The following is a 26,399-nucleotide window of genomic DNA, read 5'->3' as shown; positions in this document are numbered from 1 at the left end:
ACGATGAAAAAGGGGCTGGCTCACGGCTTGAGGTCCTCCTGATGCGGGATCGGGCTTTGCTCAGGGCGAGCGTAATAGATCGTCATGTGTCTGGCGCCCTGATCGATCACAAGGCGCGCTCGCCCCTTCGCCTGCCCATAGGCTTCCCGAAGCAATCCCAAGGCCGTCAGATTGTAGAAATTGGTCGAGATCAAAATCGGAGCGCCGGACTTTTCCCCGGACGCTGACACGCTATAGTCCACTTCGCTGGCAACCCGCGTTGTCAGTTCATCCAACGTTCCCTGCCATTCGGCATGAACGATCTTCATAAGCGGGCCTTGGGCAATCTCCGGATTGCGCACCTCAACCGTATTGGTAGCGCGCGGCTCCAGGACATTTTGATAGAGCGCCGCGTCGTTCAACTCGCTTCGAACGAGATGGACTTGATTGTCGATGTAATTGATCGTAGGGGAATCCGACGGGGTGTCTCTTGTGCTGGTACAGCCAGCGAGCACAGCCAGTGCCAGGCTGATCGCGATGCGCATGGGAAAACCTCTTGCGGTGCGGAAACTGCAGCGTATTACATCTGCAATTCACCACAATGGCCACCTTGATGCAACATACAAGGGAACAAAAGGGCGATCCGTCACCATTCTTGCCGATTTTGGAGCGCTTATCTCCCGATAGAATGATACCGCGACTTCTCGTGCTCGAGGCGAGTTTCGCGCCGTTGTGTCCGATCGATCTCAACACACCTGTCATAGGCAGCGCAGATCTGGCGGGCATCACGATAGATCCCCGATCTTTCTTCTGGAGAAAGATCCGGCATCGCACGTGCGATCATATCCCGGTCCGGCACACCACTGCCGTCACCAAACCTTGCACTGATATCATGAGCGACACCCCGTAGTTGGCCGATCGCTTCCCTGTCCTCGACCGCCGCCCTTTCAAGAGCGCGACGTTCGTCAGAGCGTTCCGGAAGACTGGAGGCTTCCGACAGAGAGGCCAGCACATCTTTGGCGGCCGGCGACAGTCCGTCGATTGGCGCGGCCATCTGGCTTCGCAGCTTTCTCTCCGACTTTTCGGCACCCTCAATGCTCACCTTCAATGATCCGACAAAGGCATCAGCGCTACTGGTCGCCGGCATCACCGCCGCAAGTGCTGCTTTCCGCTCCTCATCAGGACGCCCCAGGAAGTTTGTTTTGCCGTGCAAATCGCCTAGTGATGCCGGGTTTTCGTCCATCGCTTTGAGGACCTGAATGACATCAGAGCCATCCGTCACCGCCGCCGCCAGCTTGTCGAGGATCGCGGCCGGATCGCGCCAGACCTTGCCCATGTTCTGAAGCGCAGACTGGTGCAGGGCCTTGGTGACGGCCGCCTGATTGGCAGGATCACGGGCAACGGCTTCGACCGAAACGGGCCATTTCGTCACGGCCGGAATAAGCGGTTCATCCGGAAGGCGATAACGTGCCCGCTCCTTTTCATAATCGGCCTCAAGGCCAGCATCGCGCCGCTCCGTGACCATGACGGACGCAACATCAACGCGGCTCTTGTCGTCTGCGGCCAGCTGACCGACATGCACGAGCTGCCAATTTTCCTTGATGAAGGTCTGCGCCGATGGCGGAAGATGCGCGACAAGTGACTGAAACTTGTTCTCATCCGGATCGCGACCGAGAGATCGAACCTCAACCGGAGAAACGAGCGCTGCGATCTGGTCATTGAACATGACCAGATCGGTTGCTGACGACATCTGCGTCAGCTCGGTTTCGGCAGCGCGGAACCAGCGCCCCCGTTTGCCGCTATAGCCTTTCGTGTTGCGGTCCACTTCCGAAAGCCGGGAAAGCGCCTTACTGACCGCTGGCGTCAATTCGGGAAGCCTGATCTCCCTTTTAGCCTCAACAGCCCGCGCGCCGGCGGCAGGCGGGACATTTGACGAGACTTCAACGGCTTGTGGACGCGCAAGCGAAAGCCGCTCGGAGATTGCCCTGAACCGTTCCCCAATAGCCGCGAACCGCGAACGCATGGCATCGAGCGATCGACGCCAAAGATCGCGCAGTTCGCCAATGTCCGGAAGGTCGCGCCGCCGCACAAACGCGTCACGTTCGAGCTGATAGTCGGGCGTATGCTCATAGGCCAATGTTGAATCCTTGAGTCGGTCGCGCGACAGCGTGTCCAGCAAATCCGTGGTTTCAGGAAAGTCATTCCGACCTGCATAAAGCGTGACCGTCTGGCGATGACGCGATAGCGCGACATAGGAAAGCTGCGCATCCATCATCTGTGTGGCAAGCACATGCACCCGGTCGACAGTCGATCCTTGAGATTTATGGATCGTGGTCGCGTAGCCATAATCAACGTTATTGTAATGCTCATGGTTGACCGTAACGGCCCTGCCATTGTCAAGCCGAACGTCAAGAATGCCGTCATTCGCTTTCTCAACGGTCGCCAGCATCCCGTTCTTGACGCCAAGGTCGCGATCATTTTCCAGGAACAACAGCCGGTCGCCAACGGCGAAAGCGCGCGGCCCACGCACCGCGTCAAACGACACTTCGTTTTGAAGCCCCCCGTGCGCCTTGATGATATGGCGTGCCCGTTCATTCAGACTGAACACCGCGTCCTTGGTGTGCGCCAGCATCAGTGTATCGGCGCCTGCACGCCAATCGGCACCCCATGCTCCAACCAGCTCAGACATGGCGTCGTCACGATGGCTCAGGATATGGATGTGTCCCTTGTCGGCATACGCTTCAAGCGCCGCGCGACTATCGCCGCGGCCAAATGCCAGGGAGGCGTCCCGCATCCAAGCTTCGCTTTGACGGCGCACCTCGGTCAGTTCGATAAACCCGGTATTATCCGCAATGGCGCGAAACGCAGCGCCAGCCTGAATAGGCTGAAGCTGACGCGCATCTCCAACAAGAATAAGCTTGGCCTGTGCCGCGTTCACCGCATCAACCAACATCGCCATGTCGTTTGATGAGACCATTCCGGCTTCATCGAGAACGAACACGTCGCCTTTCTGAAGGCGGTGCTTGTCGTGCTCCCACGACATGCGCCAGGACGCCAGCGTCCGGCTCTCGATACCCGCCGATTCAGACAAGCCCTCGGCCGCCTTGCCGGCAAGCGCACCGCCAACAACACGCCGCCCCTGCCCTTCGTACACCTGCCGCACGACATCCATCACCGTGGACTTACCCGCACCCGCATAGCCGACCACCGTCGAAACGCCGCGATCGGACGTGACGGCGCGGACCACCATTGCCTGTTCGTCGGAAAGAGAAAATCCATGCGACTTCGAGAATTCCGCAAGCGCCTTCTCGACACGACGCGGCGGGGCGCCGAACGACTGATCCGTCGCGCGCTGACGCACGCCGTCGATCATCCGCGCTTCCATATGCAGAACGTCTCGCGTCGTCATTTTCTCCCGCTCAAGAAGCTTGTTCGTGAACGGGTCGCGGATTTCCTGGGAAAGCGTCACAAGGTTATCGAGCGCGCCAACCCGCAGGAAAAGTCCTGTAAATTCTTCAGACGTTGACGCATACCGGTGGATCAACTTCGCAACATCGCGCTCATCGAAGACGGACTTTTCCGCCGTGATCATTTTCACAACAAGCGAAGGATCTTCCGCCAGCCTGCGGAAATTCTCACGCATGACCTGGTGGTGCTGCTGCACCATCTCGGTCTGAATGCCGCGCGCTTCCATGTCGTCAACGGCGGGACCGCGATGCGTCGTCGGCTCCAGCGGAATGTCCCGATCTTCAAAGCTGCGATGGTCGACCGTCGTGTCATAGCCATGCTCGACCAAATGACGATTGACCTCCTGTGACCACGCCGCGCGGATCTCGGGAAGACGGTCCCTCCATCCTGCGAAGTGCTGATAGACGATCTCCCCTTTTTGACCCTCGACCTTTGGCGGCCTTCGGACCGGTTCACCGTCACCATCAAGAACCGGAACCCGTTTTGGGCCAAAACCTGTCTCTGTCAGCGGCCGCAACGCCACCATGATGTGAACATGCGGATTGCCTGTAGCATCATGATAGTTCCAGTCTGCCACCTGCCCGCGGGCCGCGAACTGATCCCGCACAAAGTCACGAACCAGAGCCTTATTCTGCTCTACGGACAACTCAACGGGCAGCGCGACGACGAACTCGTGCGCGAGTTGAGCGTCATCGCGCTTTTCGCTGGTTTCGACACGGTTCCAGAAATGCTCGGCAAGCTCATGTGGCGAATATCGATCATGCCACGCATGTATCCACCGCGGGGCGCCTTCGGGCAATGCGACTTCACTGTGGATACAGCCCTTCTTTCGGCTGTAGTCGGCGATCTCGCCAGAGCGTGCGACGTTCATATGTGTCGCGTGGCGGTATGCTGCGGCAGCAACGGCACTCTGCCCTTTGCCACGGGATATCTGATGAGCGCGCAAATGATAGATCGCCATGGAACCCGCGTACCATCTTACATTGTTGAAAACAATGTATAAGTGCGCATTTAACAAAACGATCGTTTTGTTCGCATGACGGAGTGCGGTATCGGCTGCGCCGATCCACCTTACATCGCATGGGTTCATTTTCATGCATCATCGGTGTTTACAAACACAGAACATCGCTGCAATCTTCTCACCGTTCAATGCCGAAAAGGAGAAAAACATGGCCCGCGCCAAATCCCCTTCCGCGATCCGTGACCAGATCAGAACTCTGCAAAAGCAGCTGCGCGAAGCTGAAGAAAAGGAAGCACTCAGGATTGGACAAATCGCCATGAAGGCCGGCGTCGAAACCCTTGATCTTTCGGAGAATGAACTTGAGGCGGCATTTGCCGAGATGGTTCACTCCTTTCGCGCCGGGCGGGAGGATGAACAGCGACCTTCTGGCGTTGCGCAGAACGCTTAGCACCCTGCAAGGCGAGTATAGAAAAATGCGCAAGCGCGAACGAAGCGAAGACACCCGTCACAAGATCGAGCTTGGCGGACTGGTCATCAAAGCAAGCCTCGGAGATGAGGACCGCGCCTACATTCTTGGCGTTCTGCTGACAGGAAATCGGAGAAAGGGTGACGCTCGACTTCGCGAACAAATGATCAAGCTGGGTCGCGAGGCGTTGCGCCAATGATCACCAAACCCAGACGTTCCGAATTTGCTATTCTGCTCTATGCCGGTCTCTTCCTTGTGGGCATCTCGGCACTTGTCTGGGTTTATTTTTTTGCGCTTCGTTCATGGAACGCCCCGAACGGATCGGCCTACCGCCTATCGGTTTCGCAGTTGGTCGACTGCCTCAAATTCTGGTCCTCCGATCTTTGCCGAAGTCACTTCATTCAGGCACTCGGCTATGTCCCGGCCGATCTGTCTAAACTCCAATGGTTGGTGACTGCCACGCTCGTGACAGGCATCATTGCTATTTTGATCGGCGGCTATATTGCCTTCCTCATGCCACCGGACAAATGGATCAAGTCCGGCCGGACCGTCGCAAGCATGCCCGAACTGCTGCGAGCCGCAAAAGCCGAAAAGATCGACAAGAGGGACGGCCTTCACTGGTTCAACGGATGGCGGCTGGCGCTCGAGCGCGAGGTGCGACACTTCATCATCTTTGGCTCCATTGGCGGCGGCAAGACGCAGACCATGATCGGGCTGATCGTCTCCGCGATCGCGCGACATGACAAGGTTCTCGTCTTCGATATCAAGGGAGACTTTACCGAGAAGCTGCCGCCAACGATCAAGCCGGATGGTTCCAGGGTGCAGCCAATCATCATTGCTCCGCAGGATCGGCGCTCGCATGTCTGGGATATCGCCAAGGATCTGCGCATTGCAGAGGATGCCGTTGAACTGTCCACGCGACTGATCCCTGAATCAAGAGATCGGTTCTTTTCCAACTCGGCTCGTGCCGTGCTGGCCGCGTGCACCATACGCCTTATGCATGAGAACCCTGGAAGGTGGACGTGGGCCGATCTGGTAGCCGAGACGCGCCGTGACCATCTTGAACTTCTTGAGGTCGCGCATCGCTATCATCCCGATGCGGTTCGCTTTCTGGACGCTGACTATCGACAAGTCGCCTCGACGCTTTCGACGCTCACCGCTGATACGAACACGCTGCGTCTGCTTGCAACGGCATGGGCGAATTATGAAGGTCTGGAACGCTTTTCGTTGCGCGACTGGCTGCTCTACAAAACAGATCGGCGCACCGTCATCCTGCAAAAGTCTGGCCGGTTTTCTGACCAGTCTGACGGCTGGATCAGCGCGTTTTTGACCATTGCCTCCGGCATCGTGTCCGATCCGGAACTTGGCGACGCCAAGCTCCGCCGCATCTGGTTTTTCGTCGACGAATTCGCCCAGTTACCGAAGATCAGCCGGTTTTCCGCGCTACTGGATATCGGACGATCGAAGGGTGTTTGCGTGTGCCTCGGCGTTCAGGATATTGCACAGATCCGTGACACCTATGGGCGCGAACGCGCCGACGCGTGGATGTCGATCGTCGGAACGAAGATCATCGCCAAAGTGAATGCGGGACCGACCGCGCAGCGACTTGAAAGCGATGTCGGTCAGGCCACAGTGGTCTATAATCGTCGTGAGCCACGCGGAAACGGGCAGGAATGGGTGCGCGACGAGCGGCGCGAGAACACGATTGAGCGCTCCGAATTCGAGACGCAGCTCGGGCCTCGCAAGAACGGTATCGATGTCCTCGTCACGGGCATTGGCGAGGACGTCTACAAGGTGCGCGTTCCCTATACCTTCCTCCCCCATGCGCGCGATGCTCAAGCGCCAGCGCAATGGACCCTCGACCTTATCACTGCCAGCCGACTTGAAGGTTTCACGACTGACGACGATATTGAGACCGGTCAGACGGACTGTGGCGCAAACTATCCGAAAGAGGCCATTGACGTTCTCAAGGGAATGGAGCCGGTCGACACGCCCAGGAACACCGCGATGGTAGAAGGCGACACGCTCGACCTGTTCGATGGGCAATTGCCGGGGATTTAAAGATGCTGGGACAGTTTGATCTTTTCCCGACTGAAGTGCTCCTGCGCCGCATCGAGCCGGCCACGAATAAGTGGCGGTTCTATCATCTCAGTATCGAGGGCGGCCTGTTCGGAGACTGGTGCCTTGTGCGCCGCTGGGGCCGGATCGGGACCAGCGGTCAGCTGAAGCTCGATTGGTTCACCTCGGCCGGACAGGCCCATGATGCACTCGCCATTCTGGAGCAAAGCAAGCGCAAGCGCGGCTACCGCGACTGACCCGTGGTTGACGCACGGTGGTCACGCCATCAACAGGCATCAAACGCCCTTCCGCGCAGCAGGTCGGCAGGACTACACTTGGGAAGCGGCTCGATGTTCTGAAGCACTCGAAGCTGCTCCTGCAGACAAGGCAGGAACAACCTGAATTTTAAGATCGAGCGCTTTGGCCACTTTCATCAACGTTGCCATTGTCGGGTTCCCGTTGCCGGAAAGCGCGCGCGAAAGACCTTCCCGAGAAAGCCCGGTGTCACGCGCCAACTGGCTCATATTGCGCGCTCGCGCAATGGTTCCAAGAACGACAGCGATATACTCAGGATCGTCTCCGCCTTCTTCCATCGCGGCATCCAGGAAGGCAGCAATATCTTCGTTGGTTTTCAGGTAATCGGCCGCATCGAAACGGCTAAAAACTTCCCTTGCCATAGTTTCAATCCTTCCACTCGTCGGCCAGCATTTTTGCGGCCTTGATGTCCTTTTTCTGCGTCGACTTGTCGCCGCCGCAAAGCAAAACGATAATCAACTCGCCGCGCCTCATATAGTAAACTCGATATCCCTTGCCGTAGTGAATTCGAAGCTCGGAAATCCCCGATCCCACGGGCTCCACATCACCGGGATTGCCCATTGAAAGTCGCACGAGGCGAGCGGCGACCTTTGCGGCTACAGTTCGGTCTTTTAGGCTCGAAAGCCAGCGATCAAATGTTGCCGTTTTGATTAACTCGACCATATGCCTACTATAGGTCACACCGGGCTAAATTGCAAACTATAAGTCACAGCCTGCTCATGTTACGTATTCGTGCAGCATTGCTCGATTTGTCGGTTCGATAGTTTTCCTGACTTCAAGCTTTCTATTTTGAACTGGCGCACGGAATAGCAGCTTCAGCGCTCAAAATATTCGGCTTTTCGGGTGTCGGCTAGAGAACAGGAAGGCTGACAGCCTTCCTGAAACTGCCCTCATTCGCGGTCAGCGTTCCAGGCTGCCAAGTCCTGCTCAAACTGAAGCTCCTCTGCTGCTACCAGTGCTTCCAGCTTTTCAAGTTCTGCTTCAGCATCCTGCCGCTCGGCCTTTGAGAAGTCGCAGTTCGTCAGCTCGGCGCGAAGTTCATTGATCTGATCGATAGTCGTCATGTTTCCGTCTCCTTTTGTTGACGGAAACCGGCCACCGGTGATCGCAGGGCAGTGTCAATGATCGCGAAGCGACCGGCAAGGCCGGTGAATGGGGGTGCCGATTTTGTTGCTGCCCGCAGGGCAGCGGCAAAATTGGGGGCACCGTTCGTCATTGACGCTGACTAAGGAGCCGTACTCTATCCCGGCAGAAAAAGAAGAGAACCGCGGCCTAAGGGCCGCGACCGAATCCGGCGTCCAGCCGGCAATCTGCACAGCAAAATCACAAGGATGGGATTTTAGCCGAGGCCGTGGCCAAAGTCGTCGTCACGCCCCCTACCCTCTCGGACGTTCGCGCGGGTCTTCTGTGGCGTTTCGAACGTCACATGCTGCCCTTGCTCGGGCAACGGCCTTGGCAGGTCTTTTGTCTTGCCGACGAGAATATTCTGCTTGTCATGCATCATGAAATCCGACCCGCCGACCCCGACCAGAACGCCATCATAGCGACGGCCAGGCTCAGTCGTTGCCATATAGCGATTTTGCCAGTCAAAGCCTTGCGAGGTCAGGAAATTCTGTGCCTTCTCCAAGGCTTGCACACGTTCAGGATCAGAGATCTCGCGGAACATACGCTTCAAGGCATCCACATCGCCGCGTTCATGACCGGCAATACTGGCTTGCGCCATGCGCTCGGCCGACACGACATCAAAATTGAGTTCGTGACCGGCGTTCTTCGCCAGCGCAGTCATGAATTCCCTCTGCGCCCGGCCATTGCCTTCGCGAAACGGATGAATCGAGTTGAGCCGATTAAAGTAGACTGCGGCCTGGTCGGCAAACGTCTCCCTGTCGAAACCGCGCAGGAAATTCTGACCGCGCAGGTCGTCGGAAAATCGGTTCAGTGCGCTGGAAATGGCCGGTCCAATCGCGAATTGCTCGCCATCAATCTTCTGCATTTTCGGCATGGTCGCGACAGTGCCATCAGAAAGCTGTACCCACTCGTCTCGGGTGCGCCCGGCCCATTCATAGACGTCCTGAAAAAGATGATGGTGAAGCGCTTTCAGATGCCGGGCATCAAAGGTCGGCTGCGGCCCACCCCCAAGACGCAGTTCGATGAGCCGGCCCGCAACCCGTTCCGCCTCAACGGCAGAGAGCTTGGCGTGATCGGTTAAGCCATCGATGTTCTTGAGGGTACGGTTTTCGTAAGCGTAGTTCGTCATCCGTTGGCGGCGCGGAACTCTTTGAGCATCGGAACGATGTCGGTGGCCTCGATCTCGCCGCGAATGAAAGCCTCGAAAATTTGGTCGGTGGCAGGATCGCGCTTCAGGCCTTCCATGGCATTGGAATGATCGGCGCTGTTGACCAGCCGGCGTCGCTGTTCCATTTCGGCATCGGAGATGCGCGTCTTTTCAAGGGTGCTCGCCATGGTCTTTTCCTTCTTCAGATCGGTGAGGTTTTGCAGTCAGGCCGGTCTTCCTGGAATCTCTCAACCCTTGAACCGGCACGGCCCTGCTATCCACTCTCGCTCTTGGTCGACAAATCCAGCGTAGGTCTATTGACCATGCCAACTTTACCAGAACCAGAAGAATAATTCTCTTGTTTTTTATATGTTTGACCCAGCTATCGCTGTGCATCAATCGTCTTTGCGGAGCCGTTTCGCCGGCAACGGAACGAACAGGTCATGAAACACGACCAACGCCGTATCAGGCTCGACAGCGTAGCGGCCGTTCTTCGTGACCTTATAAAACAGCCCCATCTCCTCAAGCACGACGCAGTTGCGCGGGATCGTAAACCGGCTGACGCCAAGACGGTCGGCAAGCATTTGGAGGGGCAAGATGCCGCCATCGAGCTGCGGATCATAGATCAGCCCGATCAGGCTCATGCGCAATATCGGCAGCAAGTGCACGTAGCGGCTCGGCCGGTTCTCGATGGCGCTTGCCACCTTGAGAGCGTTAACACCCACAGTTCCTGGGGGTATTTGCTCCAGAACCGGTGGTCCCTCGAACCACACAAACGGGTCGTGTGGCTGCGCACCCAGCCCTTTTATGATCTCGTCTCTGGTCATTCTCTCGCGACAGCTGTTCAAGCCCACTTAGTGCTTCTTTTATATGCGTCAAAGTCCGTCATGAACCACGACACCCCCACGGGCGTCGGTCGTTGACTTGATAATGGCGGGCATTTCTCAATGCATGATACTTAATTTGAGTAGGGCTGGGACACAAGTGCGGACTATTCAGGTCGGCGCGGATTTGCCAGAACCGGCGCGGCGGATACCGCCGCGCCGGTGGAGCCTTAGCTCCAGGGGATCACGGTCATCAGGTCATCGTCGTCCTGGCCGGGAAACTTGCCGAGGTTTGCACGGAAAGCCCGGCTCGGGGTCGCAGCAGTCAGCTGCAGATACTCTTCGCCGTTCTGGTTCGTCTGACGCCAGATGCCGCCAACCTCGATCTTCCGGCCTCGCGGGGATACGCCATACAAGCGGTAGACAGGCGCTTTCGGGTTCGTGCTGTTGAGCTCTTCGCCAGTGATGTCGAAGTCGAAGTCCAGTGCGGCGATGTTGCCTTCCAAAGTGCCGTTGTCGTTGAAGCGGATGAAGTTGATCAGGTCTGCCATTGGTATGTCTCCGTTGTTTGATCGAATTGACAGGGACGCCAGGAAGGACCGGAAAAGGATGACTGCACCCTTCAGGGCCGCAGCGAAGCGAAGGGCGGCGGAGAACACAAAAAGACGGAGGGTTTGCCGAAGGCGGAAACCGTCTTTTTTGGGGCGGAGACGTTGCTGACAGACACCGGGTCTTACAGTCCCATCGTCAATTGATCCCAGCAACAACGGCAAGACATTCCTCCGCCATGGCAGGTTGCATCAGCTTTGCGCAAAAAGGCGCCGCAACCGGAAAGAAAACAGTCCGGATGGACGACGAAGCACGGGGCGTGTCTATCAAAGCACAATCGAAAGCACTCCCTCCATAAGGGGTTCGCAGCGATCATCGAAAGTCACGCGGCTTCACCTTGATCTCATCGATATGCCCATAGGGGTCGAACATATCGCGTGGCTTCGGCATGCCGCGTGGATCAGGCGCCGCCGCCCCATGATGAAACTCGTCGCCGCGCCCGTGAGGAAGCGGAAAGGCTGTATCCCGGCTGCCGACGCTTGCAAGCTCGCCGGATAGATCAATTAGCTCGCGGGCAACGATATGGACAACCTCGCCCTCTCGCTGGACCCGCCCTTTAACGCCGAGCATGCCGGACCCGAGAACGGTGCGGCGGTATTTCTCGAACACCTTGGCCCAGACGACGAGATTGGCCACGGCGGTTTCGTCCTCAAGCGTGATGAACATCACACCCTTCGCCGAGCCCGGTCGCTGGCGGACAAGAACGAGGCCAGCGAGGTCGACCCAGCGACCGTCGCGCAGCGAGACGGCTTCGGCACAGGAGCTGAACCGCTGTCGGGTCAGCTTCGACCGCAGAAACGATACCGGATGCTTCCTGAGGGTCAGGCCCAGATGGCCGTAATCCTCGACCACCTCCCGGCCGGCCTCCATGGGTTTGAGAAGGGGCTCCGGCTCGGCCTGCTCGGGTACAATACCGGCCTCACGCCTTGCAGCAGCGGCAAAGAGCGGCAGCGGTTCGTCCCTGAGGGCCTTGATCGCCCAGAGCGCCTCGCGGCGGGCAAGCCCGAGTGACGGCCTGAATGCATCGGCCTCGGCGAGTTCGACCAGAGCGGCGGCAGGAATACCGGCGCGACGCCAGAGATCGTCGACCGAAGCAAACAGCGTGTCTTCCCGACAGGAGACCAGCCGGGCGGCTTCGGCATTGGCGAGGCCCTTCACCAGCCGTAGCCCAAGGCGGACGGCAAAACGCCCGTCGTCGCGGTTCGTCGGTTCCAGCGTGCAATCCCATCGGCTTGCATTGACGCAGACCGGACGGACTTCAACGCCGTGGTCGCGGGCGTCGCGCACGATCTGGGCCGGGGCATAGAATCCCATCGGCTGGGCATTGAGCAGCGCGCAGCAAAAGGCATCCGGGTGCCAGCACTTCATCCAGGATGAGGCGTAGGCGATCAGCGCGAAGCTTGCCGCATGGCTTTCCGGAAAACCATAGGAGCCAAAGCCTTCAAGCTGCCTGAAGGTGCGCTCCGCGAATTCGCGCTCATAACCATTGGCGACCATGCCATCGATCAGCTTGGCGCCGAATTTCGATACCCCGCCGGTGTGCTTGAAGGTTGCCATGGCGCGGCGGAGCTGATCGGCCTCGCCGGCAGTGAACCCGGCGCAGTCGATGGCAACCCGCATGGCCTGCTCCTGAAACAGCGGCACGCCAAGCGTTTTGCCAAGCACCGCTTCGAGCTCGGGCTTCGGATAGGTCACATCTTCCTTGCCCTCGCGCCGGCGCAGATAGGGATGGACCATATCGCCCTGGATCGGCCCGGGCCGGACGATCGCGACCTCGATGACGAGATCGTAGAAGGTCCGCGGCTTGATGCGAGGCAGCATCGCCATTTGCGCCCGGCTTTCGATCTGGAATGTGCCGAGCGTGTCGGCCTTGCGGATCATCGCATAGGTGCGTGGATCCTCGGCCGGGATGGTGGCGAGATCCAACCGGATATCCTTGTATTCCGCCAACAGGTCGAAGGCGCGGCGCATGCAGGAGAGCATGCCGAGGGCCAGCACGTCGACCTTCATGAATTTGAGAACGTCGATATCGTCCTTGTCCCATTCGATGACCTGCCGGTCTTCCATGGCCGCTGGCTCGATCGGCACCAGTTCATCAAGCCGGTCGCGGGTCAGGACAAAGCCGCCCGGGTGCTGGGAGAGATGGCGCGGCGTGCCGACGAGTTGTCGCGCAAGCTCCAAAGCGAGCCGCAGACGTCTGTCGCCCATATTGAGGTTCAGTTCCTGGGCGTGCTTCTCCTCGACGCCCTCGGACCAGCCCCAGACCTGTGACGACAGCGTTTTGGTCAGGTCTTCGGTCAGGCCGAGCGCCTTGCCGACATCACGGAGCGCGCCCTTGGCGCGGTAGCGGATGACGGTGGAACAGAGCGCGGACCGCTCGCGGCCATAGGTCTGATAGACCCACTGGATGACGTCCTCGCGGCGTTCGTGCTCGAAATCCACATCGATGTCCGGCGGCTCGCGCCGTTCCTCCGAGACGAAGCGTTCAAACAGGAGATCATTGCGGTCCGGATCGACCGAGGTCACGCCGAGAACATAGCAGACGGCGGAATTGGCGGCCGATCCCCGACCCTGACAGAGAATGTCCCTGGAGCGGGCAAAGCGGACAATCGCATTCACCGTCAGGAAGTAGGGCGCATAGTCCAGCCTCTCGATCAGCGCCAGCTCATGGTTGAGTTTGGAACGCACCTTGTCGGGCAGGCCTTCGGGATAGCGCTCGGCGGCACCTTCCCAGGTGAGCTTTTCCAGTGCCTGCTGTGGGCTGAGATCCGGAAAGAGCTTTTCCTCCGGATATTGATAGGCGAGTTCGGTGAGCGAGAACCTGCACCGGTCCATGATCTCGATCGTGCGGGCGAGCGCTTCCGGGTAGCGGTCGAACAGCCGGTGCATCTCTTCCGGCGGCTTCAGGTAGCGATCGGCAAAACGCTCGCGGCGATGACCGAGTTCATCGATGGTGACATTGTGCCGGATCGCGGTGACGAGATCCTGCATCATCTGCCGGCCGACCGCGTGGAAGAGAACTTCATTCGTGACAGTAGTCGGGACCCGCGTTGCGGCAGCCAGGTTCGAAAGTTGCCAGAGCCGGAGCTGATCGTTCGGCCGCCGTCGCAGTGTCAGCGCCAGATAGGCGCGATCCCCGAAAGCTTCCCGCAGGCGGCGCAGATGCATGGCGCAGTCATCATCGGCCCGATCCGGTACCAGGACGGCAATTAGCCCCTCGCCATAGGCGACGAGGTCGGTCCATTCGAGGTGACACTTGCCTTTGCCGGCCCGCTTCTTGCCGAGCGACAGCAATCGGCATAGCCGGGCATAGGCGGCCCGGTCGGTCGGGTAGACGAGGACCGGCAGGCCGTCGGCAAGGTCGAGGCGGCAGCCGACCACCAGCCGGACGCCGGTCTGCCGTGAAGCTTCGAATGCCCGCACGACGCCAGCCAGCGAATTGCGGTCAACGACACCGATGGCCTCGATGCCGAGGTCTGCGGCGCGGGCGAACAGTTCCTCGCAGCTGCTCGCTCCGCGCAGAAACGAGAAATGCGTGGTCACCTGCAGTTCGGCGTAGCGCGGCCCGGTCATCCGAAGATCCCATGGATGAACCAGCGGTGTGAGCCGCTATCCTCATGCTCGCCGTCGCCGGAGCGAAACAGCCAGTAGCGCTCGCCGGTGTCGTCCTCAACCCGGAAATAGTCGCGGACGGCTGTCAGTTCGGCATCCCGCTTCCACCATTCGCCACGGACCCGCTCCGGTCCATCGGCACGACGGATACGACGGCGCACGCCGCGCCAGGTGAACCAGACCGGAGGGTGATCCGGTAGAAGCGCCATGGTCTCGATCGGCTCCGGTCTTGGCAACAGCCGTGGGGGGCGCGGCCAGTCGCCGTCCCATGTGAGTCCGGTCTCCGGCGCAAGCGGAGCAATGCGGGCGACCGAGCGTTCGGGCACATCGCTTTGAACCGGCACGAACCGGCAAAGCCGATGTTCGCCGACGCGGTTGGCGAGGACATCGACGAGGTCGGAAACATCGGCCTCTGGCTCCTCAATCAGGGAGGAGATCGTCTGCTTCTCACGCAACGGTTCGGCTTGGATCGCGACCAGCACCATGATCTCTATCCCGAAGCCCGGATCAACGGTCTCCAACCTGTCGCGGAACAGGCGGACAAGGCGTCGAGGATCGCGCACCGGCTGGGCAGTGCCGACGCGGATGAACTGCATGGTGCTATCGACGCGGTGGAAAAGAAGATCCAGCCGCCGTGCGCCAAGGCCGCGCTTTTCGAGTTCAAGACAGAGGGCGTCTGCGAGTTTCCCGATATAGCGGGCGATTGTCTCCGGGGCGCCGATGGGCTCGGCGAAGGCCTTGCGCACTTCGACCAGCTCCGGCGAGCGGATCGGATCGACCGGCTCGGCTATCCGACCAAGCGCCTGGTCCAGCCGCCGGACGACTTCCGGGCCGAAGCGCAGGGTCAGCGGTGCGCGCGGCTGATCCAGCAGCTCGGCGATAGTCTCGAAGCCGAGTGTGTGCAGGTCGGACACCTTACTGGGATCGAGCCTGAGTGCTGAAAGCGGCAAGGTTCGCAGCATCGCCTCGGTTTCTCCCGGTGGAATGACGATCGTGGGTCGAGCCAGAAGCCGGGCTGCGGCATGCGCGGCGCCCCAAGTGTCCGCGACCGCAGCACGCGCCTCGACGGCGGCCGCTGCAAAGCGCCGGACCATGTCGGCAAGCATGGCGTCCTCTCCGCCATGCAGATGATCGGCGCCGGTCGTATCGATCACCAGACCATCCGGCGGATCGGCCATGACCACGGGCGAAACCCGCTGAAGCGCCCAGAGCGCCAGCTTGTTCAGCCCCTCAGCCTCGGCGGCAGGATCTGAATTGGCGATCACCAGGCCCGGCACAAGGGCTTGCGCCTTGGTGACGGCCATGCCGATACGGACACCAAGCTGTTCGGCATTGGCGTCGAGTGCCGTGATCAGACGGCGGCGGCCGGTGCGGCCGACCATGACGAGCGGCGCATCAGCGGGAGGCGATGCGTCGCCCGACTTCCTTCTGAGGCGATCCGTCGGCCACCTCGGAAGGAAGAGCGAGACGACCCGTGTCATCACACGCCTCCAGTTCAAAATCAGCACTTTCGCCGGCACGACATCGGATGAGCTCTACCAGCCAGCGCGCGCGGCCAAGGCCTGGAACAGGCAGAGGCCGCGAGGGCAGGACGGAAACCCGCCAGCGGGTGACGCTCGCCGTCGGCTGCCCGAAATCGCCCGCCTCGGTCTGCCGTCGCCATCGGCGCAGTGCCAGCCCAATGGTGTTGGACGTCTCAGCCGCCAGTTGAAGACGGCGCGAGGCCGTCATGGAAAGACGCGCCGTTTCGGCGACAACCGCGCCAAGCCCGCCATGGCGAAGCCCTTCCTCGAAACAGGCGAGTAATGCCTTTTCGTCGCCAGCCTCGACATGGATCACGCGGTCGGGCTGAAGCCCGGCTTGGGCGATTGCCGGTGCAAAGAGATCGGGACGCGTGACCACCCAGAGCACCTTGCCTCGGGTGCGTGCGGCAATGCCGGCCACGAACAGCGCGGCTGCGGCGCCATCGACGGCGCCATTGCCGCCACCCGCCACCTCATGGAGACAGCCGAGCGCCAGACCGCCGCCCGGCAGTTTGCGATCTATGTCCTTCAGACCGAAGGGCAGGACCGAGCGCGCACGTCCGCCCGGTCCTTCGAGATGCGCGATGCGCTCCCGAAGCTCTGCGATGGCGGGACTGACGGCGGGGTTCGGCATGAGGTCGGACTGTCTCCTTCAGGACTTTGCAACGGCGGAATTCTCCGGTATGTTCCTTATTTGTTCTTTTCCCGGTATTGAGTCAATCGGCACCATTGGCGGGCCCTGTGGACGGCAGCCGGGACAGAACACCGATGTGCAAGGCGCGCATCGTTGAATCACAAGGGCTTGAGGCAAAACGGCATGAGCGCGGCGCATCTCGAAAAATTGAACGAAAATCAGCGAGCCGCAGTTCTGCATGGCATGGATTTGCCTGATGGCGCCATTGGCGGACCGCTGCTGATCATCGCAGGCGCGGGGTCCGGCAAGACTGACACGCTTGCCCATCGCGTGGCCCAGCTCGTCATCTCCGGCGCCGATCCTCGCCGGATCCTGCTGATGACCTTTTCCCGGCGCGCCGCGGCCGAAATGGGCAGACGCGTCGAGCGGATCTGCGCGAAGGCGCTTGGTGACAGGGCCGGGATCATGGCCGACGGACTAGCCTGGTCCGGTACCTTCCATGGAATCGGCGCCCGGCTGTTGCGCGAATATGCGATCGAGCTCGGTCTCGATCCGCAGTTCACAATCCATGACCGCGAGGATTCGGCCGATCTGATGAACCTCGCCCGGCACGACCTTGGTTTCTCGAAGACAGAAAACCGGTTTCCGGCCAAGGGCACCTGCCTTTCGATCTATTCGCGCACCGTCAACGCCGAGGCGCCGCTCGCGGAAATCCTGAGAGCGAACTTTCCGTGGTGCACGGCCTGGGAAAAGGAGCTGAGGGAATTGTTTGCGGCCTATGTCGAGGCCAAGCAGATCCAGAACGTCCTCGATTACGATGACCTGCTGCTCTACTGGGCGCAGACCATGGGCGACCCGGTGCTTGCGAATGAGATCGGCGGACGCTGGGATCATGTCTTGGTCGATGAATATCAGGATACCAACCGCCTGCAGTCCTCGATCCTGATGGCGCTCAAACTTGGAGGGCGGGGTCTGACCGTTGTCGGTGACGATGCGCAGTCGATCTATTCGTTCCGGGCGGCCACGGTTCGCAACATCCTCGACTTTCCGAATGAATTCTCGCCGAAGGCCGAGGTGATCACGCTCGACCGCAATTACCGGTCGACGCAGCCGATCCTCGCGGCCGCCAATGGCGTCATCGGCCTTGCCCAGGAGCGCTACACCAAGGATCTCTGGACCGACCGCGTCTCAACCGAAAAGCCGCGGCTTGTGACGGTTCGCGACGAGGGCGATCAGGCGCGGTTCATTGCCGATGAGGTCCTCGACAACCGCGAGGGTGGCATGCGGCTGAAGGATCAGGCCGTGCTGTTTCGGGCAAGCCACCATAGCGGACCGCTGGAGGTGGAACTCACCCGCCGCAACATTCCCTTCGTGAAGTTCGGCGGCCTGAAATTCCTCGATTCCGCCCATGTAAAGGACATGCTGGCAGCCCTCCGGTTTGCCCAGAACATGCGCGATCGCGTGGCGGGCTTCCGGCTGATGCAGCTCTTGCCAGGTGTCGGACCGGCCTCGGCGCAAACCGCGCTGGATGCGATCGCGGAAACAGCTGACCCGGTCGAGACCCTCGCGACTTTGCCGGCGCCCTCGCGTGCGGCGGCTGACTGGCCGGGTCTTGTGTCTTTGGTCACGGAACTCCGCCAATCAAACATGGGCTGGCCCGCGGAGCTCGGCCGGGTCCGGGCGTGGTATGAGCCGTATCTGGAGCGCATCCATGAAGACTTCGAGATGCGCCGTGCCGATCTTCTGCAGCTTGAAGACATTGCCGCCGGCTATCCGTCACGGGAACGGTTCCTGACCGAGCTGACGCTCGACCCTCCGGACGCCACCTCCGGCCAGGCCGGTGTTCCGCTGCTCGATGAGGACTATCTGATCCTTTCGACCATCCATTCGGCCAAAGGCCAAGAGTGGCGCTCGGTCTTCGTCCTCAATGCCGTCGACGGCTGCATTCCCTCCGATCTCGGCGTCGGCACGACCGACGACATCGAGGAAGAGCGGCGCCTGCTTTACGTGGCGATGACGCGAGCGCGGGACAGTTTGAACCTTGTCGTTCCCCAGCGCTTCTTCACGCACGGGCAGTCCTCGACCGGCGACAGGCCTGTCTATGCCTCGCGAACCCGGTTCATTCCCGCTATGTTGTTGCAGCATTTTGAGAACAGGACATGGCCGGTGGTGAAACCGGGGCAACAGAGCAACGCGGGCCCGCGCCAGGTGCGTCTCGATGTCGGCGCGCGGATGCGCGGGATGTGGCGCTGAGGGGGACAGGAATTTGTGCAATCTCTACAATCTGACGACGACACGGGATGCCGTCGTCGAGTTTACGAAGGCGATGAGCGACAAGGCCGGATGGAACGAGCCGTCGCTCAATGTCTATCCCAACACGCTGGCGCCGATCGTTCGCGTCGATGGCGGTGGCAATCGGGAAATTGTCAGTGCCACCTGGGGCATGCCGACGCCGCCGGCCTTCGTCAAAGGCAAGGCCGATCGCGGGGTCACCAATATCCGCAATGTCGGCTCTCCGCATTGGCGGCGCTGGCTTGGGCCGACAAGCCGCTGTGTCGTGCCGTTCACCTCGTTTGCTGAACCTGACCCTGCGAGCAAGGTGGAGGGCGGACGCGTGCCGAATGCCTGGTTTGCTCAGGACCCGGACCGACCCCTGATGTTCTTCGCCGGTTTCTGGACGCCGTGGAAGGGCGTGCGGAAGGTCCGGGATGGTGAACAGGAATATGAACTGTTCGGATTCCTGACGACAACGCCGAACGAGATCGTCAAACCCATTCATGAGAAAGCAATGCCCGCGATCCTGACGACACCGGAGGAGGTCGATCTCTGGCTCACCGGAGAATGGGCAGATGTGAAACACCTTCAGCGGCCGCTGCCCGGCAACATGCTGGTCCTCGTCGATCCTCCTGAAAACCCCGAAGACGACTAACGTCGTCCCGGATCACGCTCTTGAGATGGCCATGGCCACGCCGAACGAACTGACAGTTTTGGAAAGAGACCACGAGGTCGAAACGGATGATGCCGCCCCGGTCATCCGCAAGATCATCCATGTCGACATGGATGCCTTCTATGCCTCAGTCGAACAGCGCGACAATCCCGACCTGCGCGGCAAGCCGGTCGCGGTTGGAGGCTCGGCGGCGAGAGGCGTGGTTGCCGCTGCCAGCTACGAGGCGCGGGCGTTTGGCGTGCGTTCCGCCTTGCCGTCAGTGACAGCAAAGCGCCGCTGTCCCGACCTGGTGTTCGTGAAACCACGGTTTGACGTCTACCGGTCGGTCTCGGCGCAAATCCATCAGATATTTGCCGAGCATACAGATCTGATCGAACCACTTTCGCTCGATGAGGCCTATCTTGATGTGACCGAGAACAAGCAGGCCATCGCGTTCGCAACCGAAATCGCGACGATCATTCGCGCCCGGATCAAGGAAGTGACCGGTCTGAATGCGTCTGCCGGGATTTCCTACTGCAAGTTCCTCGCAAAGATGGCGAGCGATCTGAACAAGCCAAACGGTCAGGCTGTGATCACGCCGAAGATGGGGCCAGTCTTTGTCGCTGACCTTGCCGTCAAGAAATTCCATGGCGTTGGGCCGGCGACGGCCGAGAAGATGCAACGGCTTGGGATCGTGACCGGGGCCGACCTGCGCGAGAAATCGCTCACCTTCCTGCGTGATAACTTCGGCAAGTCGGGTAGCTGGTATTATCGGATCTCGCGGGGGATCGACGAGCGGCCGGTTCAACCCAATCGGCCGCGCAAATCCATCGGCGCGGAAGACACGTTTGCTACCGATATATTCGAGCTGGAGTCAGCAAGGGCGGAGTTGATCCCGCTTGCCGAGAAGGTCTGGCGCCATGCCGAGAACAAGCAGGTTAGTGGGAGGACCGTGACACTGAAGGTGAAATACGCGGACTTCCAGCAGATCACACGGAGCCGGTCGGTCGGGCAGAGCATGCGAAGTGCAAGCGAGATTGTCGAGATTGCCAGCGTGTTGTTGACTGAGTTGTTTCCAGTTCAGAAGGGGATCCGCCTGCTCGGGATTACCCTTTCCTCATTGGGGGAAAGCTCTGATGGGATACGAGAGCCTCAAATGAGTTTGCTGTGATCCCCACGCCCGAATGAAACGACATATACTCTGCAGGTCGACAGAAACGGAAGAAAACCTTGGCACGCTTTGAACGTCGGTAATGGGGCCGACTGCTGACAGTCGGCTTTCAGAATAATGGCGGGAGAAGCTGCCGTCCGCGTACCCGCTTATTTTATGAGCTTCACGCGCTCCCGCATCTGCTCGCTGGTCGGCATGTAGATCGACAATTCGCGCGACCAGCGGCCAACGCCTTGCACGTCAAGATCGACGCGCAATTCCAGCCGGTTTTTTCCGGGGATTTCCGAGAGCAGTTCGACGTTGTGGACGCGGGTCACGCACCGCAATGGTGTCGACGGCGGTGCTTTCGCTGTGAGGTCGGTGTCGGGTATCGCCGCTTGACGGATCACATCAAGCATTAGCAATCGCGAAAGCCAAGCCGTGCCATTGAATTCGGTGAAGTACTCGAAAAAGCGCATTCCCGCCGTTGCGACAAAGACGTTTTCGCCGCGTTGCATCGAAAGAAGCGACTGCATTCCCTGTTGGAGATAATCGACGCCAGAAACCCAGGCGATGTCGCCGCCAGAAAGAGAGATATCGTTTGTTTTCGGGTCAAGCGCCAAGCTCTTGCCAAGCTTCTGTGCATTGATGCGCGGGGCGGACGGAGCAACGGGGCATGTCAGTATGTTCCCGCTAGCCTTCATCATGAGTGTCGGCGCTCCCGAAAGCACCCGGCCATCGCCCAACTGGCTTGAAAGCACGTACTTGTCCTCCACCTCGCGACTGGGAAAACTGTCGATAAAGCCGATCAGCAAGTGCATGTCACCTGCCACGAAATGCTTCGGATGCAGGGTCCAACTCCCTGACGTGACTTGGGCAAGCTCGCCCGTGCACACGATGTCGGGACCGATCGCGAAAAGGCCTGCGCTTTTACCGGCTAGCAGATCCTCTTCACTTGCCTGTTCGCGCGCCGCCTTCATTGCCCGCAGGATTGCGGGGGTATAAGTCGCTTCATCGCGGTCGATTAATGTGGCATGGTTTGCGCAAAGCCAGATGGCATTGCCAATGCCCGACCGTTCCTCGCGGCTCATGGTTTTGTCATAGCGCCGCGCCCCCGGCCCCGGCGCTGCTGCGCAGATATGAGCGGCTACTCCGATGTTAGAGACCGCATCGGGCGATTCAGCACTCGGACCGTGTGTCGATTGTGTGCATCCCGTGAAGGAGCACCGCCACCCAGCACGCGCTGCCACGCTGTTCTTTGTCTTTTGCGAAAAATCGTCACGGTTGCTCATGCGGTCAGAATTACTACCCTTTCGGTTCTTTTAGCAGGAGATACAGCGCAATTTGCTCGGCGGCCAGCCGGTCATTTCTACAACGGTGGCGTAGAGCCTCGGCAAGTTCCACATCATGACCGGCTTGTGATGCGCAATGCGGTTCCGCAAGCTGCGGATTTGCGCCAGCGGGTCAGAGAAATACTTACTTCGCAAGCCCTTTCCGTCCTCCTTGGGGCGGATAGAGGATTGTCTGCTACTCGAAAAAAGATTTGGCTAACGAAAACATACTCCACTCGACTTCGTCTACGAACGATCTGGTTGCCTGCAACCTTGCTTGGTCAAGCTTATAGAGTTTATGCTGAGAGACCAGAAGAGTGGGGCGTGAAAATCATTAGGAAGACGAAGAAGATGAGTATCAGGCGCTATATGTCCATTGTGGCGCTGATCGACACCCTGCGACAGCAACAGCTGGCCGTTTTGAATCCCGAGAGCTGGGACGACCGAAACGATCAGCTATTCATGCGGGTGTATAAAAGCCTCAGCAAGGCAGGTGGTCTATACGGCGCATGCCTAGTTCTGAAAAGGCAGCCGCTCGAAGCGTATCTCGACAGCCATCAGCCGGAGCCAGGCACAAAGATTCGTTACAGCGAGGTCAAATACCTGAAGCTTGCCGAGGTGAAAGAACTCTCCCCCGGTTGTGTCAAAGACCTCCCCTTTTTGAAGCGCTACGGTTTCAAAGACGAGAATGAATACCGGATTGTAATCGAGACAGACTCCGAGCAGCAGCCGGCGATCTTCATCAGCTGCCCGCATGCGTGGATTGACACCATTTATCTCAATCCTTGGCTCTACAAGAACCAAGTTCAGAGCCTCATCAAGACGATCAAGGAGATACCTGGCTGCGAAAGGCTAAAGGTCAAGCGGTCTCAGTTGACCGACAGCGCGACCTGGCGCGAAGCTGCGGATAGAATAGCCGGGAAGACACACAACCCCGCCCTAACGCTAGCGGAAGCCGGGAAGCACAAGTCGAACTCTAAGCGAAGCAGGTCATTGTAGAGCCATCTGATTGATTATGAACCCACCTCCGACGTTGGTATCTGGCCTTTTACAACGGCAGCCGTCCGCATTCATCGCTTGAACGGAAGACACCCGATTAGACTTACTTCAACGCTCCGCCAGCAATACCATCAGCAGCGTAAGCGACGCCGGAGACAACGTAAGAACGACCATATGACTGCTCAAAGAAACTATGGCATTTCATAAGGTTGGGGTCGGAACAAGAGCAGTGCGAAATCGTACGCTAAGGGCGAACGAAGCGGGAATTCTAGGCAGCCCGCCGCAGCCCAGCTGGAAGGCGAAGCGACCGGAAACCTTCCAACAGATGCTGCTCGCTATCCCAAGTGTAAATGCCTGTCAGATTGATGTGCTCCCAGCTCAGCGGCGAGATGTGCTTGAGCAGGTGATCCGGAATCTCACGACGCATGTTGCGTAAGTGGGTAACGGCCCGTTCGATATAGACCGTGTTCCAGTGGACAATCGCACTGACGACGAGGTTCAGACCGGAGGCGCGGAAGGCCTGGCTTTCGAACGATCGGTCGCGGATTTCTCCACGCTCGTGGAAGAAAACGGCGCGCTTCAGCTTATGTGCCGCCTCGCCCTTGTTAAGGCCGGCCTGGCAACGCCGGCGTAGCGCTGGACTTGAGTACCATTCAATCATGAACAGCGATCGCTCGATCCGGCCAAGTTCCCGTAGCGCCTTTGCGAGCTGGCTTTCCTTCGGTGATGCTGACAGCTTCTTCAAGATCGTGGACGGCACTACGGATCGCGTTGTGATCGACGCCGCCAGATGCAGCAGATCGTCCCAATGGTCGAGGATCAGGGTGGCATTGATCGGCGCCCCGATGTGGTTCGACAGCGCGGGATATGCATCGCCTTTCTCGAATGTGTGGAATTTCCGATCTTTGAGATTGCGCAGCCGAGGCGCAAAGCGTTTGCCGATCAAGGCGAACAGTCCGAAGACATGGTCGCTTGCACCGCCCGTATCGGTGAAGTGTTCCTGGATGTCGAGGATCGTGTCCTGATCGAACAGCCCGTCGAGCACATAGGCTGCCTCGCTTTCGGTCGGGCTGATCGGCAAGATGCTGAAATAGCCGTATTGATCTGACAGATGGCTATAGAATTTCGAGCCTGGCTCGCTGCCGTAGTGAAGATTGGCATCGCCGCGCTTCGCCGCTCTATCGCTCGCGCGAAAGAACTGCCCGTCGGATGACGCGGTCGTTCCATTACCCCAAAGTCGGGCATGCGGGTGACAAGTGTGCTCATCGGTGATGCACGCTTGCGCCGCGCGATAGGTCTCCGACCGGGCGTGGAACGAGCGCATCCAGCCGATCTGGTGAGCACTGATACCTTTGGACGCGCTCGCCATCCGCTTCGGCCCCAGGTTGGTCGCATCTGCCAGAACGCCCGCCAGCATGGCCGAGACATTCCTCGGGTTGTCACCCGTGCGAACGTGCGTGAAGCAATCCGCAAAGCCGGTCCAATCGTGCACTTCCCTCAACAGGTCGGGAACTTCAACCATTGGATACATATCGCTGATCTCTGCCTTCAATTCCTCGGCTGTAGCGGGAACCTCGCCGGCGACTGGTGTGACGATCAAGGTCCCGGCTTCAAGCCGAACACCTTCGAGCTTTCCAGATCGTGCTCTGTGCGCCAGGCGCTTCAGGTTGAAGTCGAGCATCTGCCGCACTTCGGCAAGCCACTTCACACCGTCACTTTGGACGCCTAGTCCGAGCCGGTCCTCCTCCTTCATCGTGGTGAATGTCGACCGCGGCATCAGATGCTCGTCGATCGGCCGGAAGGATCGGCTGCCATCGACCCAAACGTCCGCAGATCTAAGCCGGCCCCGCAAAGCCGCAAGGGTTGCAATCTCATAGAGACGACGATCGGGCTTCCCCTGCCCGAGGATGAGCCTTCGATCAGCTTGGCTGAGGTGGGTGATTGGGATGCGCTCCGGAAGCGCCCGACGCTTCTCCAGGTAGAGCCGTGTCAGCAACGCAATCGCCGCAAGAAGCGGATCGTGGCGGCGCGCTGAGCGGAACGTGAACGCCTGCAGGAACGCACCAATATACTTGTTGACGGTCGCATATTTCTCGGCCGCCAAAGTTAATGGCGACGCCTCGTTGTCCTCGACCATCGATTCAAGCTCAGGCTTCATCCGGAGCAGCCGGTGCCATCCAACTTCCTGATCAAGAACCTCCAATGCGTTCCCGCCATGATCGTTCGCGGACTGTAGGGCTGTGATCGTGTCGAGGAACATACGCAGCGCCTTGCCAGTATCCGGCCTGCAGTCCATGTGTCGCTGCTTCTTGCGGTTTTTGGCTTGCGAGAACAGCCGACCCATCAGCTTGATGAACATCGACACTGCATCGTCCGTGAGCTTCTGGCCGAGCTTGATGACCTGCGCCACGATCAAAGCGTGCCGGCGACTCGCATTGAAGTCGTTGGCCAGCCATGCCGGCGTGGCGTTGCCCTCGCGGATCATCTGGTCCCACCGGCCCGATGATATGCGCGCCTGCAGTTTCGGATCGATTTTTAGCTTGCGCAGGAATGCAATCCGTTCAGTCAATCCAACCAGGTTCGACGCACCCGGCGCTTCTGGCGCCGACCGCAGCCAATGAAAGCGCGTCTGGCCGATAGCCGGGTCAACCTCCAATAGCTTGTCCAATGATTGAAGCGTATCGAGCGGGATGTCTTCAATCAGAGTTCTCTCCGCCCGACGGCGAGCTATAGCGCGGCCGGCAAGGCCGATCCGTTCGATCGTGTCGATTGCGGGCAGAAGAGATCCACGTTCATGAAATGTGGTGACAATGGAACTGGCTATCGCAGCACCGTCGTCGGACATCGTGGCCGATTGAATCGCAGCCAATAGCGCGGCTCGACGATCTTGCGCCGTCGCGCTTCTCGTATTCAGATACACCATGAGCCGCGCCGTGTGATCGCGACGGGTTTCTTCACGGCGTGCATAAAGCGCAAATGCTTCTGGGTCGGCGCCGATTTGGTCAGCAACATATCGAAGCATGGCGCGGGGCGGGGTCTCTTCTGCTCCCAGTACTCGGCCAGGATATCGCATCAGACATAGCTGCACGGCAAAACCAAGCCGATTATGCTTACGCCTCCGTAGCTCAATCTCCAGACGATCCGCCGGTGACAACGAATAGTGCCGGATCAGGCTATCCTCGGCGGCTGGTATGTCGAAAATCTTCTGTCGATCATGAACTTTGAGAAGCTTCCGTTTTGCCATCGCCCAACCCCACACGACCAATCTGCCC

General features: G+C 59.3%; 22 protein-coding genes. 8 read left to right on the top strand and 14 right to left on the bottom strand.

Annotated elements, in window-relative coordinates; translation table 11 throughout:
* Nucleotides 1-20: 20 nt before the first annotated feature.
* Nucleotides 21-524, bottom strand: coding sequence for a DotD/TraH family lipoprotein (locus GGR30_RS17950; protein WP_183489069.1), 504 nt, complete (start codon nucleotides 522-524; stop codon nucleotides 21-23).
* Nucleotides 525-652: 128 nt separating this feature from the next.
* Entirely contained in the window at nucleotides 653-4,408 is a 3,756-nt protein-coding gene (gene traA, locus GGR30_RS17945; RefSeq protein WP_183489066.1) for a Ti-type conjugative transfer relaxase TraA, read from the bottom strand.
* Between the two features lie 208 nt (nucleotides 4,409-4,616).
* On the opposite strand from traA, the gene GGR30_RS17940 reads away from it, so the two are divergent.
* Genes GGR30_RS17940 through GGR30_RS17925 form a run of 4 tightly spaced genes read left to right on the top strand, consistent with a single transcriptional unit; the run spans nucleotide 4,617 to nucleotide 7,189 of the window.
* Complete coding sequence (locus GGR30_RS17940) at nucleotides 4,617-4,856, top strand: TraC family protein (protein ID WP_183489063.1); 240 nt, start codon at nucleotides 4,617-4,619, stop codon at nucleotides 4,854-4,856.
* Nucleotides 4,819-5,073 carry a conjugal transfer protein TraD gene (locus tag GGR30_RS17935; RefSeq protein WP_132314382.1) on the top strand — a complete coding sequence of 85 codons (255 nt, stop codon included), beginning with the start codon at nucleotides 4,819-4,821 and terminating at the stop codon, nucleotides 5,071-5,073. Before GGR30_RS17940 ends, GGR30_RS17935 begins: the two co-directional genes overlap by 38 nt.
* A complete protein-coding gene (locus GGR30_RS17930) occupies nucleotides 5,070-6,935 on the top strand; it encodes a type IV secretion system DNA-binding domain-containing protein (RefSeq protein ID WP_183489060.1) in 1,866 nt (621 codons plus the stop codon). Before GGR30_RS17935 ends, GGR30_RS17930 begins: the two co-directional genes overlap by 4 nt.
* A 2-nt stretch (nucleotides 6,936-6,937) precedes the next feature.
* Entirely contained in the window at nucleotides 6,938-7,189 is a 252-nt protein-coding gene (locus tag GGR30_RS17925; protein WP_183489057.1) for a WGR domain-containing protein, read from the top strand.
* Nucleotides 7,190-7,261: 72 nt separating this feature from the next.
* Here GGR30_RS17925 and GGR30_RS17920 read toward each other — a convergent pair whose 3' ends face one another.
* The 10 genes from GGR30_RS17920 to GGR30_RS17875 all read right to left on the bottom strand — a co-directional run bounded on the left by GGR30_RS17920 (nucleotide 7,262) and on the right by GGR30_RS17875 (nucleotide 16,721).
* Nucleotides 7,262-7,609, bottom strand: coding sequence for an addiction module antidote protein (locus GGR30_RS17920; RefSeq protein ID WP_183489054.1), 348 nt, complete (start codon nucleotides 7,607-7,609; stop codon nucleotides 7,262-7,264).
* Nucleotides 7,610-7,613: 4 nt separating this feature from the next.
* Nucleotides 7,614-7,910 carry a type II toxin-antitoxin system RelE/ParE family toxin gene (locus GGR30_RS17915; protein ID WP_018065843.1) on the bottom strand — a complete coding sequence of 99 codons (297 nt, stop codon included), beginning with the start codon at nucleotides 7,908-7,910 and terminating at the stop codon, nucleotides 7,614-7,616.
* A gap of 227 nt (nucleotides 7,911-8,137) precedes the next feature.
* Nucleotides 8,138-8,311, bottom strand: coding sequence for a hypothetical protein (locus tag GGR30_RS17910; protein WP_183489051.1), 174 nt, complete (start codon nucleotides 8,309-8,311; stop codon nucleotides 8,138-8,140).
* 275 nt (nucleotides 8,312-8,586) lie between these two features.
* Nucleotides 8,587-9,501, bottom strand: coding sequence for a Fic/DOC family protein (locus GGR30_RS17905; protein ID WP_183489048.1), 915 nt, complete (start codon nucleotides 9,499-9,501; stop codon nucleotides 8,587-8,589).
* The gene (locus tag GGR30_RS17900; RefSeq protein ID WP_183489045.1) at nucleotides 9,498-9,707 is read right to left on the bottom strand and encodes an antitoxin VbhA family protein; all 210 of its coding nucleotides are present in this window, start codon (nucleotides 9,705-9,707) and stop codon (nucleotides 9,498-9,500) included. Before GGR30_RS17900 ends, GGR30_RS17905 begins: the two co-directional genes overlap by 4 nt.
* A 207-nt stretch (nucleotides 9,708-9,914) precedes the next feature.
* Complete coding sequence (locus GGR30_RS17895; protein WP_183489042.1) at nucleotides 9,915-10,346, bottom strand: hypothetical protein; 432 nt, start codon at nucleotides 10,344-10,346, stop codon at nucleotides 9,915-9,917.
* A 227-nt stretch (nucleotides 10,347-10,573) separates the two neighbouring features.
* Nucleotides 10,574-10,894 (bottom strand): DUF736 domain-containing protein, encoded by a 321-nt coding sequence (locus tag GGR30_RS17890; RefSeq protein ID WP_106312870.1) that lies wholly within the window; start codon nucleotides 10,892-10,894, stop codon nucleotides 10,574-10,576.
* Nucleotides 10,895-11,264: 370 nt separating this feature from the next.
* The gene (locus GGR30_RS17885; protein ID WP_183489039.1) at nucleotides 11,265-14,525 is read right to left on the bottom strand and encodes an error-prone DNA polymerase; all 3,261 of its coding nucleotides are present in this window, start codon (nucleotides 14,523-14,525) and stop codon (nucleotides 11,265-11,267) included.
* Nucleotides 14,522-16,045: a Y-family DNA polymerase gene (locus GGR30_RS17880; protein WP_183489036.1), complete on the bottom strand. Its 1,524-nt coding sequence runs from the start codon at nucleotides 16,043-16,045 to the stop codon at nucleotides 14,522-14,524. Before GGR30_RS17880 ends, GGR30_RS17885 begins: the two co-directional genes overlap by 4 nt.
* The gene (locus GGR30_RS17875) at nucleotides 15,960-16,721 is read right to left on the bottom strand and encodes an ImuA family protein (RefSeq protein WP_183489034.1); all 762 of its coding nucleotides are present in this window, start codon (nucleotides 16,719-16,721) and stop codon (nucleotides 15,960-15,962) included. Before GGR30_RS17875 ends, GGR30_RS17880 begins: the two co-directional genes overlap by 86 nt.
* A 183-nt stretch (nucleotides 16,722-16,904) precedes the next feature.
* On the opposite strand from GGR30_RS17875, the gene GGR30_RS17870 reads away from it, so the two are divergent.
* Genes GGR30_RS17870 through dinB form a run of 3 tightly spaced genes read left to right on the top strand, consistent with a single transcriptional unit; the run spans nucleotide 16,905 to nucleotide 20,818 of the window.
* Entirely contained in the window at nucleotides 16,905-18,974 is a 2,070-nt protein-coding gene (locus tag GGR30_RS17870) for an ATP-dependent helicase (RefSeq protein WP_183489030.1), read from the top strand.
* Nucleotides 18,975-18,987: 13 nt separating this feature from the next.
* Nucleotides 18,988-19,650, top strand: coding sequence for an SOS response-associated peptidase (locus tag GGR30_RS17865; RefSeq protein WP_183489027.1), 663 nt, complete (start codon nucleotides 18,988-18,990; stop codon nucleotides 19,648-19,650).
* A gap of 31 nt (nucleotides 19,651-19,681) precedes the next feature.
* Nucleotides 19,682-20,818 (top strand): DNA polymerase IV, encoded by a 1,137-nt coding sequence (gene dinB, locus GGR30_RS17860; RefSeq protein ID WP_183489022.1) that lies wholly within the window; start codon nucleotides 19,682-19,684, stop codon nucleotides 20,816-20,818.
* A 149-nt stretch (nucleotides 20,819-20,967) separates the two neighbouring features.
* Here dinB and GGR30_RS17855 read toward each other — a convergent pair whose 3' ends face one another.
* Entirely contained in the window at nucleotides 20,968-21,888 is a 921-nt protein-coding gene (locus GGR30_RS17855; protein ID WP_246414011.1) for a hypothetical protein, read from the bottom strand.
* 591 nt (nucleotides 21,889-22,479) lie between these two features.
* Between GGR30_RS17855 and GGR30_RS17850 the strand changes: the two genes are divergently transcribed.
* A complete protein-coding gene (locus tag GGR30_RS17850) occupies nucleotides 22,480-23,127 on the top strand; it encodes a hypothetical protein (RefSeq protein WP_183489004.1) in 648 nt (215 codons plus the stop codon).
* 268 nt (nucleotides 23,128-23,395) lie between these two features.
* Here the strand turns inward: GGR30_RS17850 and GGR30_RS17845 are convergent, their stop codons facing one another.
* Nucleotides 23,396-26,371, bottom strand: a complete 2,976-nt coding sequence (locus GGR30_RS17845; RefSeq protein ID WP_183489001.1) for a Tn3 family transposase — start codon at nucleotides 26,369-26,371, stop codon at nucleotides 23,396-23,398.
* Nucleotides 26,372-26,399 lie beyond the last annotated feature (28 nt).

The sequence above is a fragment of the Martelella radicis genome (assembly GCF_014196625.1).
Taxonomy (GTDB): Bacteria; Pseudomonadota; Alphaproteobacteria; order Rhizobiales; family Rhizobiaceae; genus Martelella; species Martelella radicis.
The sequence above is the reverse complement of the archived record's forward strand: the minus strand, read 5'-3'. Positions and strand labels throughout refer to the sequence as shown.